This is a genomic window from Aquimarina sp. BL5, from assembly GCF_003443675.1.
Lineage (GTDB): Bacteria > Bacteroidota > Bacteroidia > Flavobacteriales > Flavobacteriaceae > Aquimarina.
In genome coordinates this window covers 4417135-4433918 of record NZ_CP031963.1, presented here as the reverse complement: position 1 = coordinate 4433918, position 16784 = coordinate 4417135, and the positions used below count along the sequence as shown (strand labels likewise).

General features: G+C 32.8%; 15 protein-coding genes and 16 tRNA genes. 22 read left to right on the top strand and 9 right to left on the bottom strand.

The window, feature by feature from the left end; genetic code table 11:
* Positions 1 to 3: 3 nt before the first annotated feature.
* The 8 genes from D1818_RS25630 to D1818_RS18355 all read right to left on the bottom strand — a co-directional run bounded on the left by D1818_RS25630 (position 4) and on the right by D1818_RS18355 (position 8244).
* The gene (locus D1818_RS25630) at positions 4 to 1908 is read right to left on the bottom strand and encodes an AAA family ATPase (protein WP_199726269.1); all 1905 of its coding nucleotides are present in this window, start codon (positions 1906 to 1908) and stop codon (positions 4 to 6) included.
* 22 nt (positions 1909 to 1930) lie between these two features.
* Positions 1931 to 2458 carry a hypothetical protein gene (locus D1818_RS18385; protein WP_118460521.1) on the bottom strand — a complete coding sequence of 176 codons (528 nt, stop codon included), beginning with the start codon at positions 2456 to 2458 and terminating at the stop codon, positions 1931 to 1933.
* 104 nt (positions 2459 to 2562) lie between these two features.
* The gene (locus tag D1818_RS18380) at positions 2563 to 3372 is read right to left on the bottom strand and encodes an ABC transporter ATP-binding protein (protein WP_118460519.1); all 810 of its coding nucleotides are present in this window, start codon (positions 3370 to 3372) and stop codon (positions 2563 to 2565) included.
* 1 nt (position 3373) lies between these two features.
* A complete protein-coding gene (locus D1818_RS18375; protein WP_118460517.1) occupies positions 3374 to 4342 on the bottom strand; it encodes an ABC transporter permease in 969 nt (322 codons plus the stop codon).
* On the bottom strand, positions 4342 to 5895 hold the full coding sequence (locus tag D1818_RS18370; RefSeq protein WP_118460514.1) for a phosphate ABC transporter substrate-binding/OmpA family protein: 1554 nt from the start codon (positions 5893 to 5895) through the stop codon (positions 4342 to 4344). The genes D1818_RS18375 and D1818_RS18370 overlap by 1 nt, the downstream gene beginning before the upstream one ends.
* 22 nt (positions 5896 to 5917) lie before the next feature.
* Positions 5918 to 6931 (bottom strand): hypothetical protein, encoded by a 1014-nt coding sequence (locus D1818_RS18365; RefSeq protein WP_118460512.1) that lies wholly within the window; start codon positions 6929 to 6931, stop codon positions 5918 to 5920.
* Positions 6932 to 7612, bottom strand: a complete 681-nt coding sequence (locus tag D1818_RS18360) for a hypothetical protein (protein WP_118460510.1) — start codon at positions 7610 to 7612, stop codon at positions 6932 to 6934.
* 128 nt (positions 7613 to 7740) lie between these two features.
* Entirely contained in the window at positions 7741 to 8244 is a 504-nt protein-coding gene (locus tag D1818_RS18355) for a hypothetical protein (protein WP_118460508.1), read from the bottom strand.
* 828 nt (positions 8245 to 9072) lie between these two features.
* Between D1818_RS18355 and D1818_RS18350 the strand changes: the two genes are divergently transcribed.
* From D1818_RS18350 to D1818_RS25450, 12 genes are all read left to right on the top strand, one after another.
* Positions 9073 to 9145: transfer RNA gene (locus D1818_RS18350), tRNA-Lys, on the top strand.
* A 6-nt stretch (positions 9146 to 9151) separates the two neighbouring features.
* Positions 9152 to 9238, top strand: a tRNA-Ser gene (locus tag D1818_RS25475).
* Positions 9239 to 9242: 4 nt separating this feature from the next.
* Positions 9243 to 9329 (top strand) — tRNA-Ser (locus D1818_RS25470).
* Positions 9330 to 9336: 7 nt separating this feature from the next.
* A tRNA-Asn gene (locus D1818_RS18345) sits at positions 9337 to 9409 on the top strand.
* A 4-nt stretch (positions 9410 to 9413) separates the two neighbouring features.
* Positions 9414 to 9487 (top strand) — tRNA-Cys (locus D1818_RS18340).
* A 12-nt stretch (positions 9488 to 9499) separates the two neighbouring features.
* A tRNA-Tyr gene (locus D1818_RS25465) sits at positions 9500 to 9581 on the top strand.
* 20 nt (positions 9582 to 9601) lie between these two features.
* Positions 9602 to 9674 (top strand) — tRNA-Asp (locus tag D1818_RS18335).
* A gap of 70 nt (positions 9675 to 9744) precedes the next feature.
* Positions 9745 to 9818: transfer RNA gene (locus D1818_RS25460), tRNA-Pro, on the top strand.
* Between the two features lie 6 nt (positions 9819 to 9824).
* Positions 9825 to 9896, top strand: a tRNA-Glu gene (locus tag D1818_RS18330).
* A 12-nt stretch (positions 9897 to 9908) separates the two neighbouring features.
* Positions 9909 to 9979 (top strand) — tRNA-Leu (locus D1818_RS18325).
* A gap of 169 nt (positions 9980 to 10148) precedes the next feature.
* Positions 10149 to 10220 (top strand) — tRNA-Arg (locus tag D1818_RS25455).
* 131 nt (positions 10221 to 10351) lie between these two features.
* Positions 10352 to 10423: transfer RNA gene (locus tag D1818_RS25450), tRNA-Ile, on the top strand.
* Between the two features lie 42 nt (positions 10424 to 10465).
* Here D1818_RS25450 and D1818_RS18320 read toward each other — a convergent pair.
* Complete coding sequence (locus D1818_RS18320) at positions 10466 to 11323, bottom strand: bile acid:sodium symporter family protein (RefSeq protein ID WP_118460506.1); 858 nt, start codon at positions 11321 to 11323, stop codon at positions 10466 to 10468.
* Positions 11324 to 11404: 81 nt separating this feature from the next.
* Between D1818_RS18320 and D1818_RS18315 the strand changes: the two genes are divergently transcribed.
* The 10 genes from D1818_RS18315 (at position 11405) to D1818_RS18280 (ending at position 16775) form a co-directional block, all read left to right on the top strand.
* Positions 11405 to 11482 (top strand) — tRNA-His (locus tag D1818_RS18315).
* Positions 11483 to 11485: 3 nt separating this feature from the next.
* Positions 11486 to 11558: transfer RNA gene (locus D1818_RS18310), tRNA-Phe, on the top strand.
* 21 nt (positions 11559 to 11579) lie between these two features.
* Positions 11580 to 11900, top strand: coding sequence for a hypothetical protein (locus D1818_RS18305; RefSeq protein ID WP_118460504.1), 321 nt, complete (start codon positions 11580 to 11582; stop codon positions 11898 to 11900).
* 29 nt (positions 11901 to 11929) lie between these two features.
* Positions 11930 to 12094: a hypothetical protein gene (locus tag D1818_RS25445; protein ID WP_158596867.1), complete on the top strand. Its 165-nt coding sequence runs from the start codon at positions 11930 to 11932 to the stop codon at positions 12092 to 12094.
* Positions 12095 to 12253: 159 nt separating this feature from the next.
* A complete protein-coding gene (locus D1818_RS18300) occupies positions 12254 to 12580 on the top strand; it encodes a DUF6331 family protein (protein WP_118460502.1) in 327 nt (108 codons plus the stop codon).
* Between the two features lie 35 nt (positions 12581 to 12615).
* A tRNA-Asn gene (locus D1818_RS25440) sits at positions 12616 to 12703 on the top strand.
* 95 nt (positions 12704 to 12798) lie between these two features.
* Positions 12799 to 12898: transfer RNA gene (locus D1818_RS18295), tRNA-Leu, on the top strand.
* A 440-nt stretch (positions 12899 to 13338) separates the two neighbouring features.
* The gene (locus tag D1818_RS18290; RefSeq protein ID WP_233558479.1) at positions 13339 to 14448 is read left to right on the top strand and encodes a slipin family protein; all 1110 of its coding nucleotides are present in this window, start codon (positions 13339 to 13341) and stop codon (positions 14446 to 14448) included.
* A 1152-nt stretch (positions 14449 to 15600) separates the two neighbouring features.
* Positions 15601 to 16194, top strand: coding sequence for a DUF3575 domain-containing protein (locus tag D1818_RS18285; protein ID WP_118460500.1), 594 nt, complete (start codon positions 15601 to 15603; stop codon positions 16192 to 16194).
* Positions 16195 to 16262: 68 nt separating this feature from the next.
* A complete protein-coding gene (locus tag D1818_RS18280; protein WP_118460498.1) occupies positions 16263 to 16775 on the top strand; it encodes an RNA polymerase sigma factor in 513 nt (170 codons plus the stop codon).
* The last annotated feature ends 9 nt before the right edge of the window (positions 16776 to 16784 follow it).

Sequence of the window (16784 nt, the reverse complement as noted above, 5' to 3'; positions counted from 1 at the left end):
AATTTAGGATTCTTCCTCGTCCTTCTGAAATCTTAAATAATCATCTACTGTTTGATTGACAGGCGGAATATCGTCTTCGACTATGGTTTTTAGTAATTCTTCTGTAAGCGGTGTTATCGACACTATACGATTGGCTTGATATTCAATTATTTTTTCGAATAAATTTCTGGCAACTCTGGCATTACCAAAACTCTTATGTCTTTTTTCGTATAACTTATCAAAGATGAACTCTAATTTTTCTTTTGCTTCGTCTGCCAACACAAAATCATTTTTCAGACAAAACAGTTCAAAAATTCCAATCAGTTCTTTGGGTTTATAATGATCAAAAGTAAAATATCTGTTAAATCGTGACTGCAATCCTGGATTGGATTCTATAAACTCCTCCATCTCATCAGGATATCCTGCAACGATCACCACTAACTGATCTCGGTGATCCTCCATTTTCTTCAGTAACACCTCTACAGCTTCGTTACCAAAATCCTTTTTATTGTCTTTAGCTAGAGAATATGCTTCATCAATAAATAGTACTCCATCAAGCGAAGTTTTTATAACCTCTTCTACCTTTAGAGCTGTTTGACCAACATATCCAGCAACCATTCCGGTTCTGTCAGTTTCTACCAGATGCCCTTTTTCTAAATAACCTAAGTGTTTGTATATTTTAGAGACTAAGCGTGCAACGGTTGTTTTACCTGTTCCTGGAGGTCCCATAAAAACTGAATGTAGTGAGTTATTTACATTCTTTAGTCCTTTTTCTTCTCTTAACTTTTGAACCTTCAGAAAATTAGAGAGTTCTTTTACCGAAGTTTTGATATTGTCTAAACCTATCAATTCATTCAATTCATCCATCACATCATCCAGAGTTTCATTCTCATCGATCTCTGTTTGTTTGACTCCTTCTAGTTTTTCTTTAGGATGCTGCAACTTACTATTGATCTTCTTTAGCAGTGTGGTTTCTTCTTCAGAAATGGTACCGTCTGCTTTGGTTATTAAAGAAGCGATTCTATATAAGAAAGATGCTGAATTGGCAAAATGCTGACTATCTAATCGCTTTAAAAGTGATGGCAATAAAAATTCATTTTTATATTCCTCCCCTAAGTCAAAAAGACTGGCTGTTTTAATCACTTCAATATTTTCATCAAACTTTTCTGACTGCACGAACTTATTAATACGTTCTATAGATAAAGAAGCTATGATATCATTTCCCTGTAACTTCTCGAACATAAAGGCTAATAGAAACTTCACCTTAGCGTCAGCTACTGTATTCTTATTATCACTCAATGGATAAATCATATTGAATACTCTAATGATATCCTGAAGAATTACATGTTCTGCTTTAAATTCTAAGGCATCATCTGTTTTATGAACAATGGCATTTATTGTATTAGAAAATCGTTTATTATTGTTTAAATCTTCTGCGAGATTCTGAATCTTTTCCCCTTCATTTTTTAATATCTGAAGAAACTCATAATCAATATCAAACTCCTGAGTAGTATCTTCTTTTTGATTTACAAAATCCTTAAACTTATTGGTAAAATCCGATAAACTCTTTTTTTCATCTTTTTTAGTCAACAACAAATCATCTATCAAATTATTTAATAAAGCGACATGCTCTTTTGGAAAAGCACTAAACTTTACATCCTGAAAAACATCTGTAGCCAGTGGAATTTTACTTTCTGCTATATGAATATGCTGTGTAGTAATAATAAAATCCAATTCGTCAATGGATTCTTTTAAAGAATATAAAACCAACAAATCTTCATCTTTTATTCTCAATGTTGGAAACGCAGACGAAATAGATAATATTTTTAATGGATTGACTGATTTTCCTTTAAAAAAAGAAGCTTTATCTTCTTGACTTAATTTTGAAAAAAACTGATCTGTGGCTTTATGGTATTTTCTGTTGGTCATAATGCTCCTTCTAAAATTTGATTTAGGATGATAGTTGTTGTTCTTTCTTCTTTTTAGATCTCTTATCAGATTCTATTGCAAGTATTACAAAACCAGTAGATATAGATAAAAATGCCATCCACATTAGGATGCTCCACAACGTATTATTCGGATATACTGCTAATCCTTTAGGCACTGTAACTCTGGTATTTTTACCTGTATCTAATAAGGTTTCTCTCAGCTTTATTAATACGTTGGTTCTTTCTAAAGCACTTTCTGACCTCAAATTCTGAAGTTCAGTTTGACTTGCTTTTAAGTTTTTATACCAAAAATCAATATCTTCATCTGGAGTTTCCCATAAAACAGAAGTATATCCGCTGGTAATATTATTAGCTTCTAAATAATCAATCACTTTGGTCAATTCATCATTAGCAAGTTCTATAGTGTTTGCATCTGCCGCCCTTTTCAAATATCCAGAAACATTTTGCTTAAACTGTATCTTTTTTGAAATTCGAAATCCAAAAATCACTAATGATACTGCAATCAAGATTATACTTATTATACTTTTCATTCGCATATCCCTTTTTATTTTAATATTCTATCAAAAAATACCAATAGAGTTTTCTTACAAATTTTCAGAAGGACAAATACTAATATGAATCTTGTATACTGATACTAACTCCCAGCATCGATCTGCATCATTGCATCTTCTACTTCATGTACTAGTTCATCAAAGTGTGCTAATCGTTTTGTTTCCCTCGTTCTATTAAAGGGTAAATCGACATCTATATGCTTCACGAAATGAGAAGGTGCATGTTTCATGATATAAATATCATCTGCCAGATAGACCGCTTCTTGTATATCGTGAGTAACAAACAAGATTGTAGGACTGAACTTTTCCCAGATACCAATCAGTAAATCCTGCATTTGTAAACGCGTCTTGATATCTAATGCTCCAAAAGGTTCATCCATCAATAAAATTTCTGGATTAGACATTAAACTTCTTGCAATCGCTACACGTTGTAATTGTCCTCCAGAAAGCGTAGGATATTGTGCGTACTTCTTTTGATGACCATCTAATCCAACTAATTGAATCATTTCCATTGCCTTTTCATCACGTTCTTTCTTAGAGATCCCTTTAAAACGTAATCCTAAACCAACATTATCTAGAACTGTCATCCAAGGCAATGATGAATATTGCTGAAATACCATACTCACCCTGTTCTCCTTACTTACAGGTTTTCCTTTTACTAACACTGTTCCTGCAGTTGGTTCTTGTAATCCTGCTATATATCGTAACAAAGTAGATTTACCACATCCGGACATTCCTAATATGACAGAAAATTGCCCTTGCATGGGTTTATCCTCTACCAATAAATCTAAATTTTCTATGATTTTGGTTTTCCCTCCATCATATGATTGAGAGATCCCTCTAAGTTCTATAACATTAGGAGCCTGAGGACTATCTGTAAACTGTAATGCCATATTAATGTTTGTTTCCTTTATTAATGTGTTTATATGGGAATAATATTCTATCGATCATTACAAACAATCGATCTTGTAATATCCCTATAACCACTATGATAATTAGTATAGCAAAAGCTTTATCAATTCTACTTTGTCGTTTTGCAGTCCAAATTAACTCTCCTATTCCTCCTCCTTTATTTAGCATTTCTACAATCGTAATATAGGTCCAGGAAATTGCCGTCAATACTCTAATATCGTCAATAATCTTAGAAAACACATAAGGCATATAAACCGTTCTTATCGTTTGCCAGGATGTTGCTCCTAAAGTAAAAACGGTATTCAGATATACATTTTGGACCTCATCGATCCGCTGGATGACGACGGGTATCAAATATACAATGATACCAAATGCTAGGAAAGATACTTTCATATCACTCCCTAATCCTAACCACATAATAAAAATACCTGTTACTGCAGTTAAGGGAATAAATCGATAGGAATTGATAATTTGACTAAACAACCCTCTAAATAAAGGAATCAACCCTAATAAAAAACCAATCGGAATGGAAACTAAAATTGCTACCAGATAACCTAAAAAATTTAATTTAATAGAATAAAAAGTATTTCCTATCACATCATCATTTTGATTAAGATCCGGAAATGCCTTGATAACTTTGATTGGTGATGGTAACAACGGATAAACTTTGTTTTTCTTCAGCCCAAAAGATGTTAATTCCTCAACACTCATTTGTTCTAATTCATCGTAACTAGCCACCAATAGTGAATCACTTTCGTAATACTTCCTTTCACTTAGTGAAATCTTAGAAATATCAATGGACTCATCTTGTGTGATTACTGATGTGGATAAAACCTCAGCTAGTAAAAACCATAATCCAATTAGAATCAAAGCACCGACGACCGTGAGAATGGCCTTATCCTTTGACTCTAGGTTACCCCTAAGTTCAAATAGTTTTTTGATCTTTACCATTAGTCTACTACTAATTCAAAATCGGTTCTTCTATTCTTAGATTTACAATCAGCATTTTGATTACGCTCACATCCGGAAACCGGTTTATCAGGACCATTACCAATAATAATAAATCTATTGGTAGGCATGCTGTGTTGTGCTATCAGATAGTTAGCTACAGATTGTGCTCTTTTTTTAGATAAAGTAACGTTTGGCCCTCTAGAACCAACATTATCTGTATTTCCTTCAATTCTAATACGAGCATTAGCAAATGCCTTAGCAATCGGTGTAAACTGAAGATCAATCAACTGCTTAGAGTTCTCATCTAACTGAAATTCTCCCGTTCTAAAACTGATACTTACTTTTTTAGAAGAAAGTGATTCTTTTTTCTCCAATGTCTCATCGACAGCTGTAAACTGTTTTTGTTGCTCTGCATTATGGGAATTACCAGAAAGTGATGTCTTATTTACTAAATCCTTTGTAGAAAGCAATCTCCAACTCTTAGCTCCAGCGGTACTATACCCAAGAGCATTATATTTTACTTTCATTTTATTATACAAATCCTCTCCTGTTACACCAGTATAATTAGAATTTAATCCAAAGAAATCTTTATTATCTCCATGTGTTGCTAATCTTACATTATTGATAGCATCATAACAGAAATCTTCTGGCTGTGATAATCCTTCTGCAAGAATCTTAGCCGCTTTTCTCTTATTACTATCAGAGTTGTTTAATTCTGAAGCTCCGATCATCCATCCTTCATATAAATCTTGTAATTGTTCTTTATGAGTTTCAATAAACTCTTTTTTCGAAACAAAAACATCAGCAATAATATGTGTTGCATTTTTAGTACTCTCTAAGACTTTAGACCCTGCTACTTTGGCAACACAATCCGCATCATCCGGACTCCAAACCACTGCTGCATCTACTGTATTACTTTTGAAAGAATCCGCAGCATCAATTGCACTTGGCACTTCTACCAATTGCACATCCTTAGTCGTCATATCACTCGCTTCTAATAACCAAATCAAGAAAGAATGCGATGGTGTCATAGGTGCCACTGCAATTTTCTTTCCTCTAAGATCGCTTACTTTATTGATTCCTCTCGCTGCCACGATTGCATCTCCTCCACGACTCCAATCTGCCTGAAACACTACTTGTGGTTGATATTGAGACAATCCTTCTACTTCTGTTGGGAATGCATCAATGGTTGCCCACATTAGATCGATAGAACCATTCTTAAAAGCATCTCTAGAAGCATCAAAGTCATCAATTACTTCAAAATTTACTTTAAATCCATAGTCCTTATAGAATCGAGATGCGGTATTCGCTTTGAAGCCTTCATTAAAGTATTGCCCTCCAGCATATCCTCCCCAGGTTACAACTCCAACGTTGATGACATCTTTATATCCTTCTTTTGTTTCTCCTTTATCAGAAGAAGAAGTTACTTGTTCTATCTTATCTTTTACATCTGGATTATTTCTTACAAATTTATTTAGTAAAAAATATAATCCACCTATAATGAGTACTACAATTAAAATTTTTGAAAACGGTGTTAATCTTCCTTTTGCCATGATTTTTGATTAGTGTTATGTTTTAATCCTCAAAATTAAATAAGTCTGAGTATTGATTATTTTGAGTTTTAGTTTTTACTATTGGTGCATCAAGATCTACACTATGTTGATCATGTACCAATAAATCCTTTTGATTTCCTAAAATAAGAGAAACACCTTCGTTCTCCCATTTCTCCAATAATTCTAGACCTTCTTCTTCGAATATTCCATTCTGTAGGTCAATAGAATCCATAAAGTTATTTGACATTTCCATAAAACGCTCCATCTCTCCTATTTTCATGCTTACATCATCCGCAATTGCCTCTAATGCTCGATCAAACATTTCTTTCTTATCATTATTACCAGCTATAATGTTCATTGCTGATTTCATTGCAGAATGTCCAGCTCTTACAGCTTTTCTTTCTTGCTCTTTAACCATTACCTGATCCTCTATATCCTCTAGTAATATTTCAGAATTCTCATACATCTTTACTAGAACTCTATATAAGATTTCCATCTTTTTATACAGTTCATCTAGCTTCATATTAGATTCCTTTAGTCTACCTGCTTTTCTGGATTTAAGGATCATAATTCCTTTCTTATCTCTTTCTTTTGCAGCACTAGCTAACTTCAGATTATTATTGATATTCTTTTTGTTATCATAGATAATCGTTTGTAAACGTTTCATCTGTCCTTTTAGAGAAGCGATCTGCTTGTTCATCTTCTTTAAATTATCATGAAGATCTTCTATATAACTTTTCAGAATTCCGATAGGATCTATCTGAATAAAAATTCCTGTTAACCAACGCATAAAAGATTTATACATATAGAAAATAAGATTTCTCATCTTAGGATCTAATACAATATAAAGTAGCGCTCCTAAGACTGCTAATAAAACTCCTAGATATAAAGTGTTCTCTACAATAGTAATTAGAAACGGAAGCACTTTGTACAATCCGTACAATCCTCCAGCTCCCAAAAGCCCCATAAATAACATCCCGGTTTTACCTTCGGGTCTTTTCCAAAATGTTTTTGGTTTTAGTGAGTTGTTGTCCATTTATTTTAAGTATTTCTGCATTTTAACAATATCTTCTTCGAACTGAGCTTTCAGGTGATCATAAGACACTTTAAAATCATTTTGTGTTTTATTAATCTTACTATTACTCTCTTCTACCTTAGCTTTTAGATCGCCAATTTGTTGTTGATGTTTAGCAATTTCTTCTGTTAATCTTTTAATTTCCTCTGATTTCTCTTTTATAATTGATTCAAACTGGGCAATTTCTCGCTCTCTACCAGATACCTTGCTATCAAATTGATTCTTAAAAGCTCCCGTAAATTGTTCATTTTCTTTGTCCAGTACACCAATATAAAAATTAGTAGTCTGTAAAAGTTTATCTAATGTAACTCCCATTGTAGAAGCAGTAGCAAAAGCCGAACGGTACTTAGTCGCCTCGTCCATTGGCATTTTCTCCAATGCTTTAAGAGATTTTTTATATTCGAGGTAGTCAAATCCATCCAGATTATTCTTCTCAATTGCCTGTAATAACTTCTCTACAATTTTAGTATCCAACGCTCCTTCTGATGAAACACTTACTGGATTATTAGGAAGTGGTGGAGGAACTGATGCAGCCGGTTTTTTATCCGAATTTACATCAGTTTTTTCTGTTGACTCATCCGTTTTTTTATTTTCTTCCTCAGAATCGTCAACTATAAATAAGGACTTTAAATTTTTTAGCATGGTTAGTGAATTTAAACAAATTTAAAAAAATAAGTGTTCTATAAGGAGATAAGAGTGTTTTTTCCTCTCATACCTGTATATTATTCGTATGATCTATTGTCAAAACGTTACAATTATTTTGTAAATCGTCATTTTACTATTCGATCCCAGGCAATTTTTAACCCAAATAACAAAGCCAAAAAGAATACTATTAAGTATTGAAATCTTCCGACAAAGAACACACCAAAAAACATTCGTTGTAATATATATGTTATAATAAAGGTAATAATGACTATAATAAAAAGACCAGATAGTTTTCCGAAACCCGGTATTTGAGACATCGGTATCGTTTTATTGATAATAACCAAAGTGATAATCAGAGATATTAAAGGAACAAAGTATGTTACCAAGTCTAACTGAAGTAAATTAGTTTTTAGAAAGAAAAAACTATATAATAATAAAACCAAAGCTAGTAATCCCGGAATTGTAACAGCATAAATTAAAATTCCATATAAATAATTAATAGGAGGTTTAAAGTTTGCTGGTTTTACAAAAAGTAAACCTATTAAGGAAAATGCTATAATTATTGCGAAATAACCTAATACCAAATTAGGGCTATTTCCGAACCAATTGATAAAATCTTGAACTGTCATTGCTGATAAAAATACAAATATAGTTTTATATAGTACTATTTGCTTATTACAGAAAAAACACTTAAATTGATTCTAAATTATTAGGATAACCTCAGAAAACCCGTTCGATATTTGGATTATATTGCCATATTATTGAATATTTGTTTAAGAAATGACAAAAAATAGATTACATATTATGCCGAAATCACTGTTTAGCCAGTGTGATTACCGATGGATAGAAGTATCTGATACCGGTAAAAGGACGCCTTGTAACTATTTTTGACTATTATTTTGATATGATTTAAAGATAAAAAAACAGATATAGTACAAGCGTCCAAGAAATTGGACGCTTTTTTTATTAAAAATTTTTGAAAAAATGTTTAAAAGTTAATTAGCACATAAAGAATAGTATTTGGAAAGGAAGCATCAGAGAGACAGACGATTGCAAAAAAATCCAATATCCGTTGAAAAACGGACAGGAATTCTTATACCCTAAAACAAATATAACTAATTGATTATCAGTAAAATAAATTTAAAAAAAGTTTGGAGATTTAAAAAAAGTTTTGATCTTTGCATCGTAATCACGATGAAATAAAAATCAATAGTGAATTAGTTATTTACAACAATAAAAGAAGTAAGAATGATACCGAATATTTTACAACATAGTTTAACCCGACTCTTTAGCAAACAAAGAGAATATTGTTCCGATTGGAATATACATGGTGTCTATTATATAGAAAGGAAACGTATGCGATTATAACCGACATACAACAACAAGATATATAAAGGCGCCCGAATAAGGCGCCTTTTTTTATTCACATAGTTCATTGACATACTGAAAACCAAAATTGACACGTAGCTTAACTGGAAAAGCACTCGACTTTTAATCGAGGTGATGTGGGTTCAAATCCCTCTGTGTCAACTTTAAGGAAGAGCAAGCCAATTGGCGGTGGCCGCAGTCTTGAAAACTGTTAGGAGCTAATGACTCGTGTGGGTTCGACTCCCACTTCTTCCGCTTCGGAGGATAGGCAAATATTGGTTTGTTGCGCTTGTCTGCTAAACAGGTCTGCATAACAGCAGTGAAGGTTCAATTCCTTTGTCCTCCGCAATACTGATACTGTAGCTTAACTGGTAAAGCTAGGAGCTGTTAACTCTTAAGATGTGGGTTCAAATCCTACTGGTATCGCTAAGACAAGGTGGCCGAATGGTTAAGGCGACGGACTGCAACTCCGTTTTTTTACAGGTTCGATTCCTGTTCTTGTCTCAATTTCAAAAAGGGAATTCGCTGGAGTTGGAGAGCCAGGGCAGTCTGTAAAACTGTTGCGAAAGCTGAATAGGTTCGAATCCTATAATTCCCACTGAACATTCATAATTAAAAAGTATCGTAGCACAGTGGCTAGTGCACCCGACTGTCTCTCGGAAGGTCGCGGGTTCGAATCCCGTCGGTACTGCAAAGCAGGACTCGGGATGAGAAGTTTATCCTGAGCTAGGTCGAAGGGAATCCCGTCGGTACTGCTATATCTGAGAAGATAACGGTGGTTTTGTTTACTCGCCTTGGACGCGAGAGGTCGCAGGTTCGAATCCTGCTTCTCAGACAAATTGCTCTATTAGCATAGTGGTTAGTGCACCCGGCTTTCTACCGGAAGACAAGGGTTCGATTCCCTTATAGAGTACAATTTTAATGAAGGAATGGCGGAATGGCATACGCGCTTGACTTAGAATCAAGATCTTGAGAGTTCGAATCTCTCTTCCTGTACTAATACCATTTACATTTTGAATTTACCGCAATAAAATACTCTTTTTTGCCAATGCTTTAGAATAAATTCAAAGTGCAAAAGGTATAATGCTCCGCTAGCCCAACGGGAAGAGGCATCCGGTTTAAGCCCGGTTCAGTCTTGGTTCGAATCCAAGGTGGAGTACAAAACAAGCTCATGGTGTAAATGGAAGCACCCAAGGTTACGACCCTTGAAGTATAGGTTCAAATCCTATTGAGCTTGCAAATTGACCTGTGATGTAACGGCAGCATCCAAGACTTTGACTCTTGGTGTAAAGGTTCGAAATGCCAAGCATTCACAAATACAAAATTATCAAATATTGACCTAATGAGTAATCCTTTCGGGTCATCAACTAAGGTATAACTCAGTGGCAGAGTGCTGCGGCTATATCGCGGAAGTCTTGGGTTCGATTCCCAATGCCTTAGCTATTATCAATTCACAAAAAAATAAGGTCAATATATAGAACTTTATTTTTTACTGTTTCGAATACTTAAAAATATTGCGATCCCTCCTGTAAAAAACATTAATAAACTATATACAGCTGGAGCAATTGCAAAAGAAGTATTATGAAGTATCGCGATAGCAACGGTTATAGCTAAAGTACCGTTCTGAATACCGGATTCTATTCCAATAGATATGGCACCTTTTTGATGAACACGAAATAGCTTTGCAGAATAGTAACCAATAGCCATTGTCAATACATTTAATAATAAAGCGACTAATCCAGCTTCTTGCAAATAAGAAATAAAATTGTCTTTTTCTTTAATTAGAATACCTATAATAACCAAAGCAAGTACTAATGCTGAAGCTATTTTTACCGGTTTAGCCATCTTTAATGCAAAAGACTCATTATACTTTCTTATTATCATACCAATAGCAACAGGTATAATAATTATAACTAAAATCTGAATGATAGTTTCAATTACATTTAATTGAATAGTTTGATCTTCGGATAAAAAGTAAAGTAACGAGAAATTAACTATGAACGGTATCGTAATTATAGTTATCAAACTACTAAATGCTGTAAGTGTTACAGATAATGCAATATCTCCTTTAGCTAAATGAGAAATCAAATTAGAAGTCGCCCCACCAGGACAGGCTGCTAATATCATAATTCCAATAGCTATTTCCGGTTCTAGCGACAGCACAGATGCTAACAGAAAACCTACAAGTGGTAAGATTATAAGCTGATTCGCTAAACCAACCAAAATTGCTTTAGGATAAATAAGTATTCTCTTAAAATCATCTATAACAAGAGATAACCCCATCCCTAACATGATAATGAATAAAGATGCGGCTAAAATAATCGTCGAAATATTATCCATAAACTTTGTTTTCTAATCTATGGACTAATATAAAGATTTATTTATCAAAACTCTGAAAATCAAAACCTACAAAACCATAAAATGGTGTCTCTAGCTTATCTGGTAAAGCATCTCACTGTGAATGAGAAGAACAGGGTTCAAGTCCCGGAGTACACCCTAACAGGAATAGTAGCAAAGTTGGTCAACGCGTCGGATTGAAGATCCGAAGATACAGGTTCAATTCCTGTCTGTTCCACTAACAATTAAATTTAAAACTATGAAAAACAATTTATTACAAAGGTTTTTATGCAAAACCGAAGACACTGGTAGATTCATAGTTCAATCCAAAATTACTGGTATTACCTATTTCGTAGAACCGATTGATAATGGCAAACCAGATAAGCTTTGGGGTGATCTAGATCCTGCTACCAAAAAACTTACTGGTGATTACGGAAATTCTAGAAGAGGAGCTGTTAAAAAGGAAGATTCATTAATTCTAGAAGAAAATGGATTTAAAAATATTTCCACTTTCAAAGGAAGTCCTCTGGGCGAAATTGACAGACGTGATCACGAATATGAATTATTAAACAAGCCATAATCAAAAAACATGAGCTAAAAATCAACATCATGAAAACACAACTAACAATTACCAAAGAAAAAACTAAAAACAGTTTACAACTTTTACTTTTAAAATGGGCTACAATCTATATCAATAGTATGACTAAAGCTCTGTATCCTGACACGGATACTCCTAATAGTAAAAATGAAAAAAATCGTATTTTTTATAAATAAATAATTACTACGCAAATACATTGCGCTTACATGATAAATATTTGCAGAGTAATTAAACAAACCCTCTTTTATAAGGGGTAAACAAATTAGGGTTTGTAGTAGCGCCCTGCTATTAAGTAAGGGAAATAAATAGCAGGGCTTTTGATAAAAAACATGATTATGAATACTAAAAAAATATCTAAAGTTATTGATATAGATCAATTCATAGAAAACAATAAAGAATTTTGGAGAGATTTAGAAACATACTGTGTTGCTGAATGCTGTGGAATTGATGCTTTTGATTTTTCAAAAGAACATATAGAAAAAACTGTTTCTTTTTATAATTCTAAAGACATCCTATCCAATATAGATGAGGCCATTTTATTTATAAATACAAATCACTTAAAACTTATGAGTAGTTCAATTTTGAACCATCGCGCTTCAAAAGAAAAATTTATTGAACTCTTTAAAAATATCAAGCAAGTCTTGTTGGGTGTTTCTGTATAGCACTATTGTATGAAGTATTGCAGTTTTGTATGATCACTTCATATCCAACTTGGTTTGAAGGTTTGACTATTAACCAAATAATAGTCTCAACTCTATGTGTCATGGGTTCGAATCCCATCGGGACCGCTATAAAAGTAAAAAAAGGTCCCGTAGCTCAGTGGGTAGAGCAATAGACTTTAGTTCATGTGGGTTCGAATCCCACTATCCTTTTGGGATATGGCGGAATTGGTAAACGCACTAGACTTAGAATCTAGCGAACAAGGTACTGAAAATGCCTTTTTTTCAAATGCGCAGGTTCGATTCCTGCCGAGACCACCAAACTAGGTTTCGTAGCTCAGTTGGCTAGAGCACTACACTCATAATGTAGGTTAATTGAAAGCTAATCATCTTTTAAAAATGATTGAAAAAACGTTGACTAGTAGATCAGTTCTTATGCTACTCTTGGGATAAGAACAATCTTAAAGGTTCTTTGAGAAATTAAGAAGGTTGATACTAAGAAATAGTTACTTTTTTGAGTCCAGATTTTAGAACAATCGTATTTTTCTAATACTTATTCTTCTATCTCGATACTAAAAACTAATTGCAGAAAATATCACATATTATTTTCTCCGATCTGGAAAAGATGATTTGCTGTCACCGTTTTTAACAAAAAAATAAAACTCCTTAATACGTATAAAAGGAAATAGATAACACCTCCGTTACGGGATTATCGTCCAATTAATGTTGAATCTGTCTTTTTCAAATAAAAAGACGTAAAAATGAAAAAAATGAAAAGAGTAAGAATCAATGCTGGCAAAGTAGGCTTGGTTTTCAGAAAAGGAGATTACAATCGTGTTATAACACAAGGAATCCATTGGTTAGGATTTAATGAGCGTGTTATTCAGTATGATTTATCTAAACCCTTTGCAGCTCCAATAGCACTGGAACTCTTATTAAAAGATACAGTGTTGGAAGATATGTTACACCTAATTGAGGTAAAGGATAATCAAATTGTATTGGTTTATGAGAATGGTAATTTTAAAAATGTATTCTCTGCAGGGAGATACACACTTTGGAAGGGATTGTACGAATATGAATTTACAACAGTAGATCTTAGTAAAATCTATATTACCGAGAAAATTGATAAATCTTTATTCAGCAATTACGCACTTAATAAATACATCCGAGTTTTTGAAGTTGCAGCGTATGAAAAAGCTGTACTCATTGTAGATGATGTATACGCTAAAACTTTGGGTAGCGGTACATATCGTTTCTGGAGAAATGATACAACTATCAAGATCGCTAAAGCAGATCTGCGTCAGCTACAGTTAGAAATGTCTGGTCAAGAATTATTGACAAAGGATAAAGCTGCTATTCGTATCAATTTCTACATACAATATAAAGTGCTAGATATCGAAAAAGCATTATTGGAAAATAAAGATTATGAAAAACAATTATACATCGCGATGCAATTAGCTCTTAGAGCTTTCGTAGGAAATTACACCTTAGATGAACTTTTGGAACGTAAAGATAGTATGGCAGAAGCTATATTAGAAGTTACCAAAAGTCAAACAAACAAACTAGGTGTGAAAGTATTGAATTGTGGAATCAGGGATATCATCCTTACCGGTGAAATGAAAGAGATCATGAACCAAGTACTGGTAGCACAAAAGAGAGCTCAGGCTAATATCATTACTAGACGCGAGGAAACAGCATCTACCAGAAGTTTGCTAAATACAGTGAAACTAATGGAAGATAATGAAATGCTCTACAAATTAAAAGAAATGGAATATGTAGAGAAAATCGCTGATAAAATAGGTGAAATTACTCTATCCGGTAATGGTGGAATGGTAAAACAATTAAAGGATATATTCTCTGTGAATAGGTAGGTGTGAAAAAATGCACTGATTGTAATGATCAGTGCATTTTCTATTTAATGTATCAAATAGAAAATATCAGTAACTTTTCAGTAGTATATTTCTAATTAAAATAGTTAAAAACAAAAAAGAGCGTCTCCACGCTCTTTTTCTTCACACAAATCATCTTAATTTAGGGGCTTATTCTAAAATTAAAACTCACTTTTTATAAATGTTTTCATCTTGGGGAGGATGAAAACGCTAACTCATTAACTCTGGTGTAAAGATACTACTTTTTTTAAATCTACCAAACTTTTTGTGTTTTTTATCATAAAAATATGCTTTTAAACGTTTTTAAATTACTTTTTAATCAAAAATGTAGTAATAATCCTACTTTTTGTATTTCCATTATTCTACTACAAAATCAACAAAATAGATTTTGAACAAAAAGAAATTCTTGAGGAATCACTAACGGGAAATAGTGAAAAACAAAAAAGAGCGTCTCCACGCTCTTTTTCTTCACACAAATCATCTTAATCTTGGGGCTTATTCTAAAATTAAAACTCACTTTTTATAAATGTTTTCATCTTGGGGAGGATGAAAACGCTAACTCATTAACTCTGGTGTAAAGATACTACTTTTTTTAAATCTACCAAACTTTTTGTGTTTTTTATCAGAAAAATATGCTTTTAAACGTTTTTAAATTACTTTTAAATCAAAAATGTAGTAATAATCCTACTTTTTGTATTTCCATTATTCTAACTACAAAATCAACAAAATAGATTTTGAACAAAAAGAAACTCTTGAGAAATCACTAACGGGAAATAGTAAAAAACAAAAAAGAGCGTCTCCACGCTCTTTTTCTTCACACAAATCATCTTAATCTTGGGGCTTATTCTAAAATTAAAACTCACTTTTTATAAATGTTTTCATCTTAGGGAGATGAAAACGCTAACTCATTAACTCTGGTGTAAAGATACTACTTTTTTTAAATCCACCAAACTTTTTGTGTTTTTTATCAGAAAAATATGCTTTTTAGCATTAAAAAGTATTTTAACTAATACAATTTGTAGTCTTTTTCTTTCATTTATTGATTTCATAAAAATGTTTCTATTTTTAGGTAGGGTATATTCTTACCTTTTTGTTTTAGGGTTGTAATTTTTGAAAACAGGAAACAAAAAGTTGATGAGAAAAATAGTTTTAACGCTGATATTTGTAATTTCGGTTCTGAGTATAGGATATTCACAAGAAACAAACAATAGTAACCAAGATAAAACAGTAAGTACTGATTATAAAAACAGTATCCGTTTACTCCCTTTAACTATATTATACGGAGGAATAAATTTTGAATATGAGCGTATCCTCAAAAATAATTTCTCGTTAATACTGCAAGGTTATGGAGATTTTTCCAATACCAACGTTATATCGAATGGATCTCTTGCTTCTGGTGGAAATGTCTCTGGATATGAAATAGGGCTAGAAATTGGGGTCAGATACTATCTATCAAGACGTAAAACAGCCCCAAAAGGATGGTTTATAGGAACCGGTATCATTGGAGGTTATAAGGAAGTAGATTATAAAAACACGTTTATATTTACCCCAAGAGATTATGACACTTTTATTATTGGAGCTTCTATTAGAGGAGGTTATCAATGGGTTTTTAAATCTGGTTTTACAATTGGAGCAGCGAATCATATACAATTTACAAAAGAACTTTCGGGACTAAAGGACATATATATCAATGTTTTGCCAGAAATTTCTATAGGTTATTCGTGGTAATATTATTAATTTAACAAACTTATATATGACACCTTGTTACCTTATAATTGACCTAAATTTTATAGAGAATGCCTGAAAACGTAATTAGTGTATGTGATGAGAAAGTATATGAACAGCTGTATAGAGAACACGCAGAAAAGATATGCTATTATCTATATTATAAGTATGGGGATATGGAAAAAGCTCAGGATATTGTACAGGATAGTTTTGCAAAACTTTGGACTAATTGTTCTAAAATTATTTTTGGAGCAGCTAAAAGTTTTCTATATAAAATAGCTAATAATGCTTCGATCAATGATTATAAGCATCAAAAAACAGTTCTAAAATATAAATCAACTGAACAAAAAACCTATACCAACGAATCTCCAGAGTTTCAGATGGAAGAAAAGGAGTTTATGCATCGCTTAAATACTGCTATCGCAGAACTCAAAGAAGGGCAAAGAGAAGTTTTTCTTTTGAATCGTATTGAAAAGAAAACCTATAAGGAGATTGCCGAAATGTTAGATATTTCGGTAAAAGCTGTTGAAAAAAGAATGCATTTAGCATTAGTAATTTTAAGAAAAAAGATAGGTAACGTATAAACTTTACAT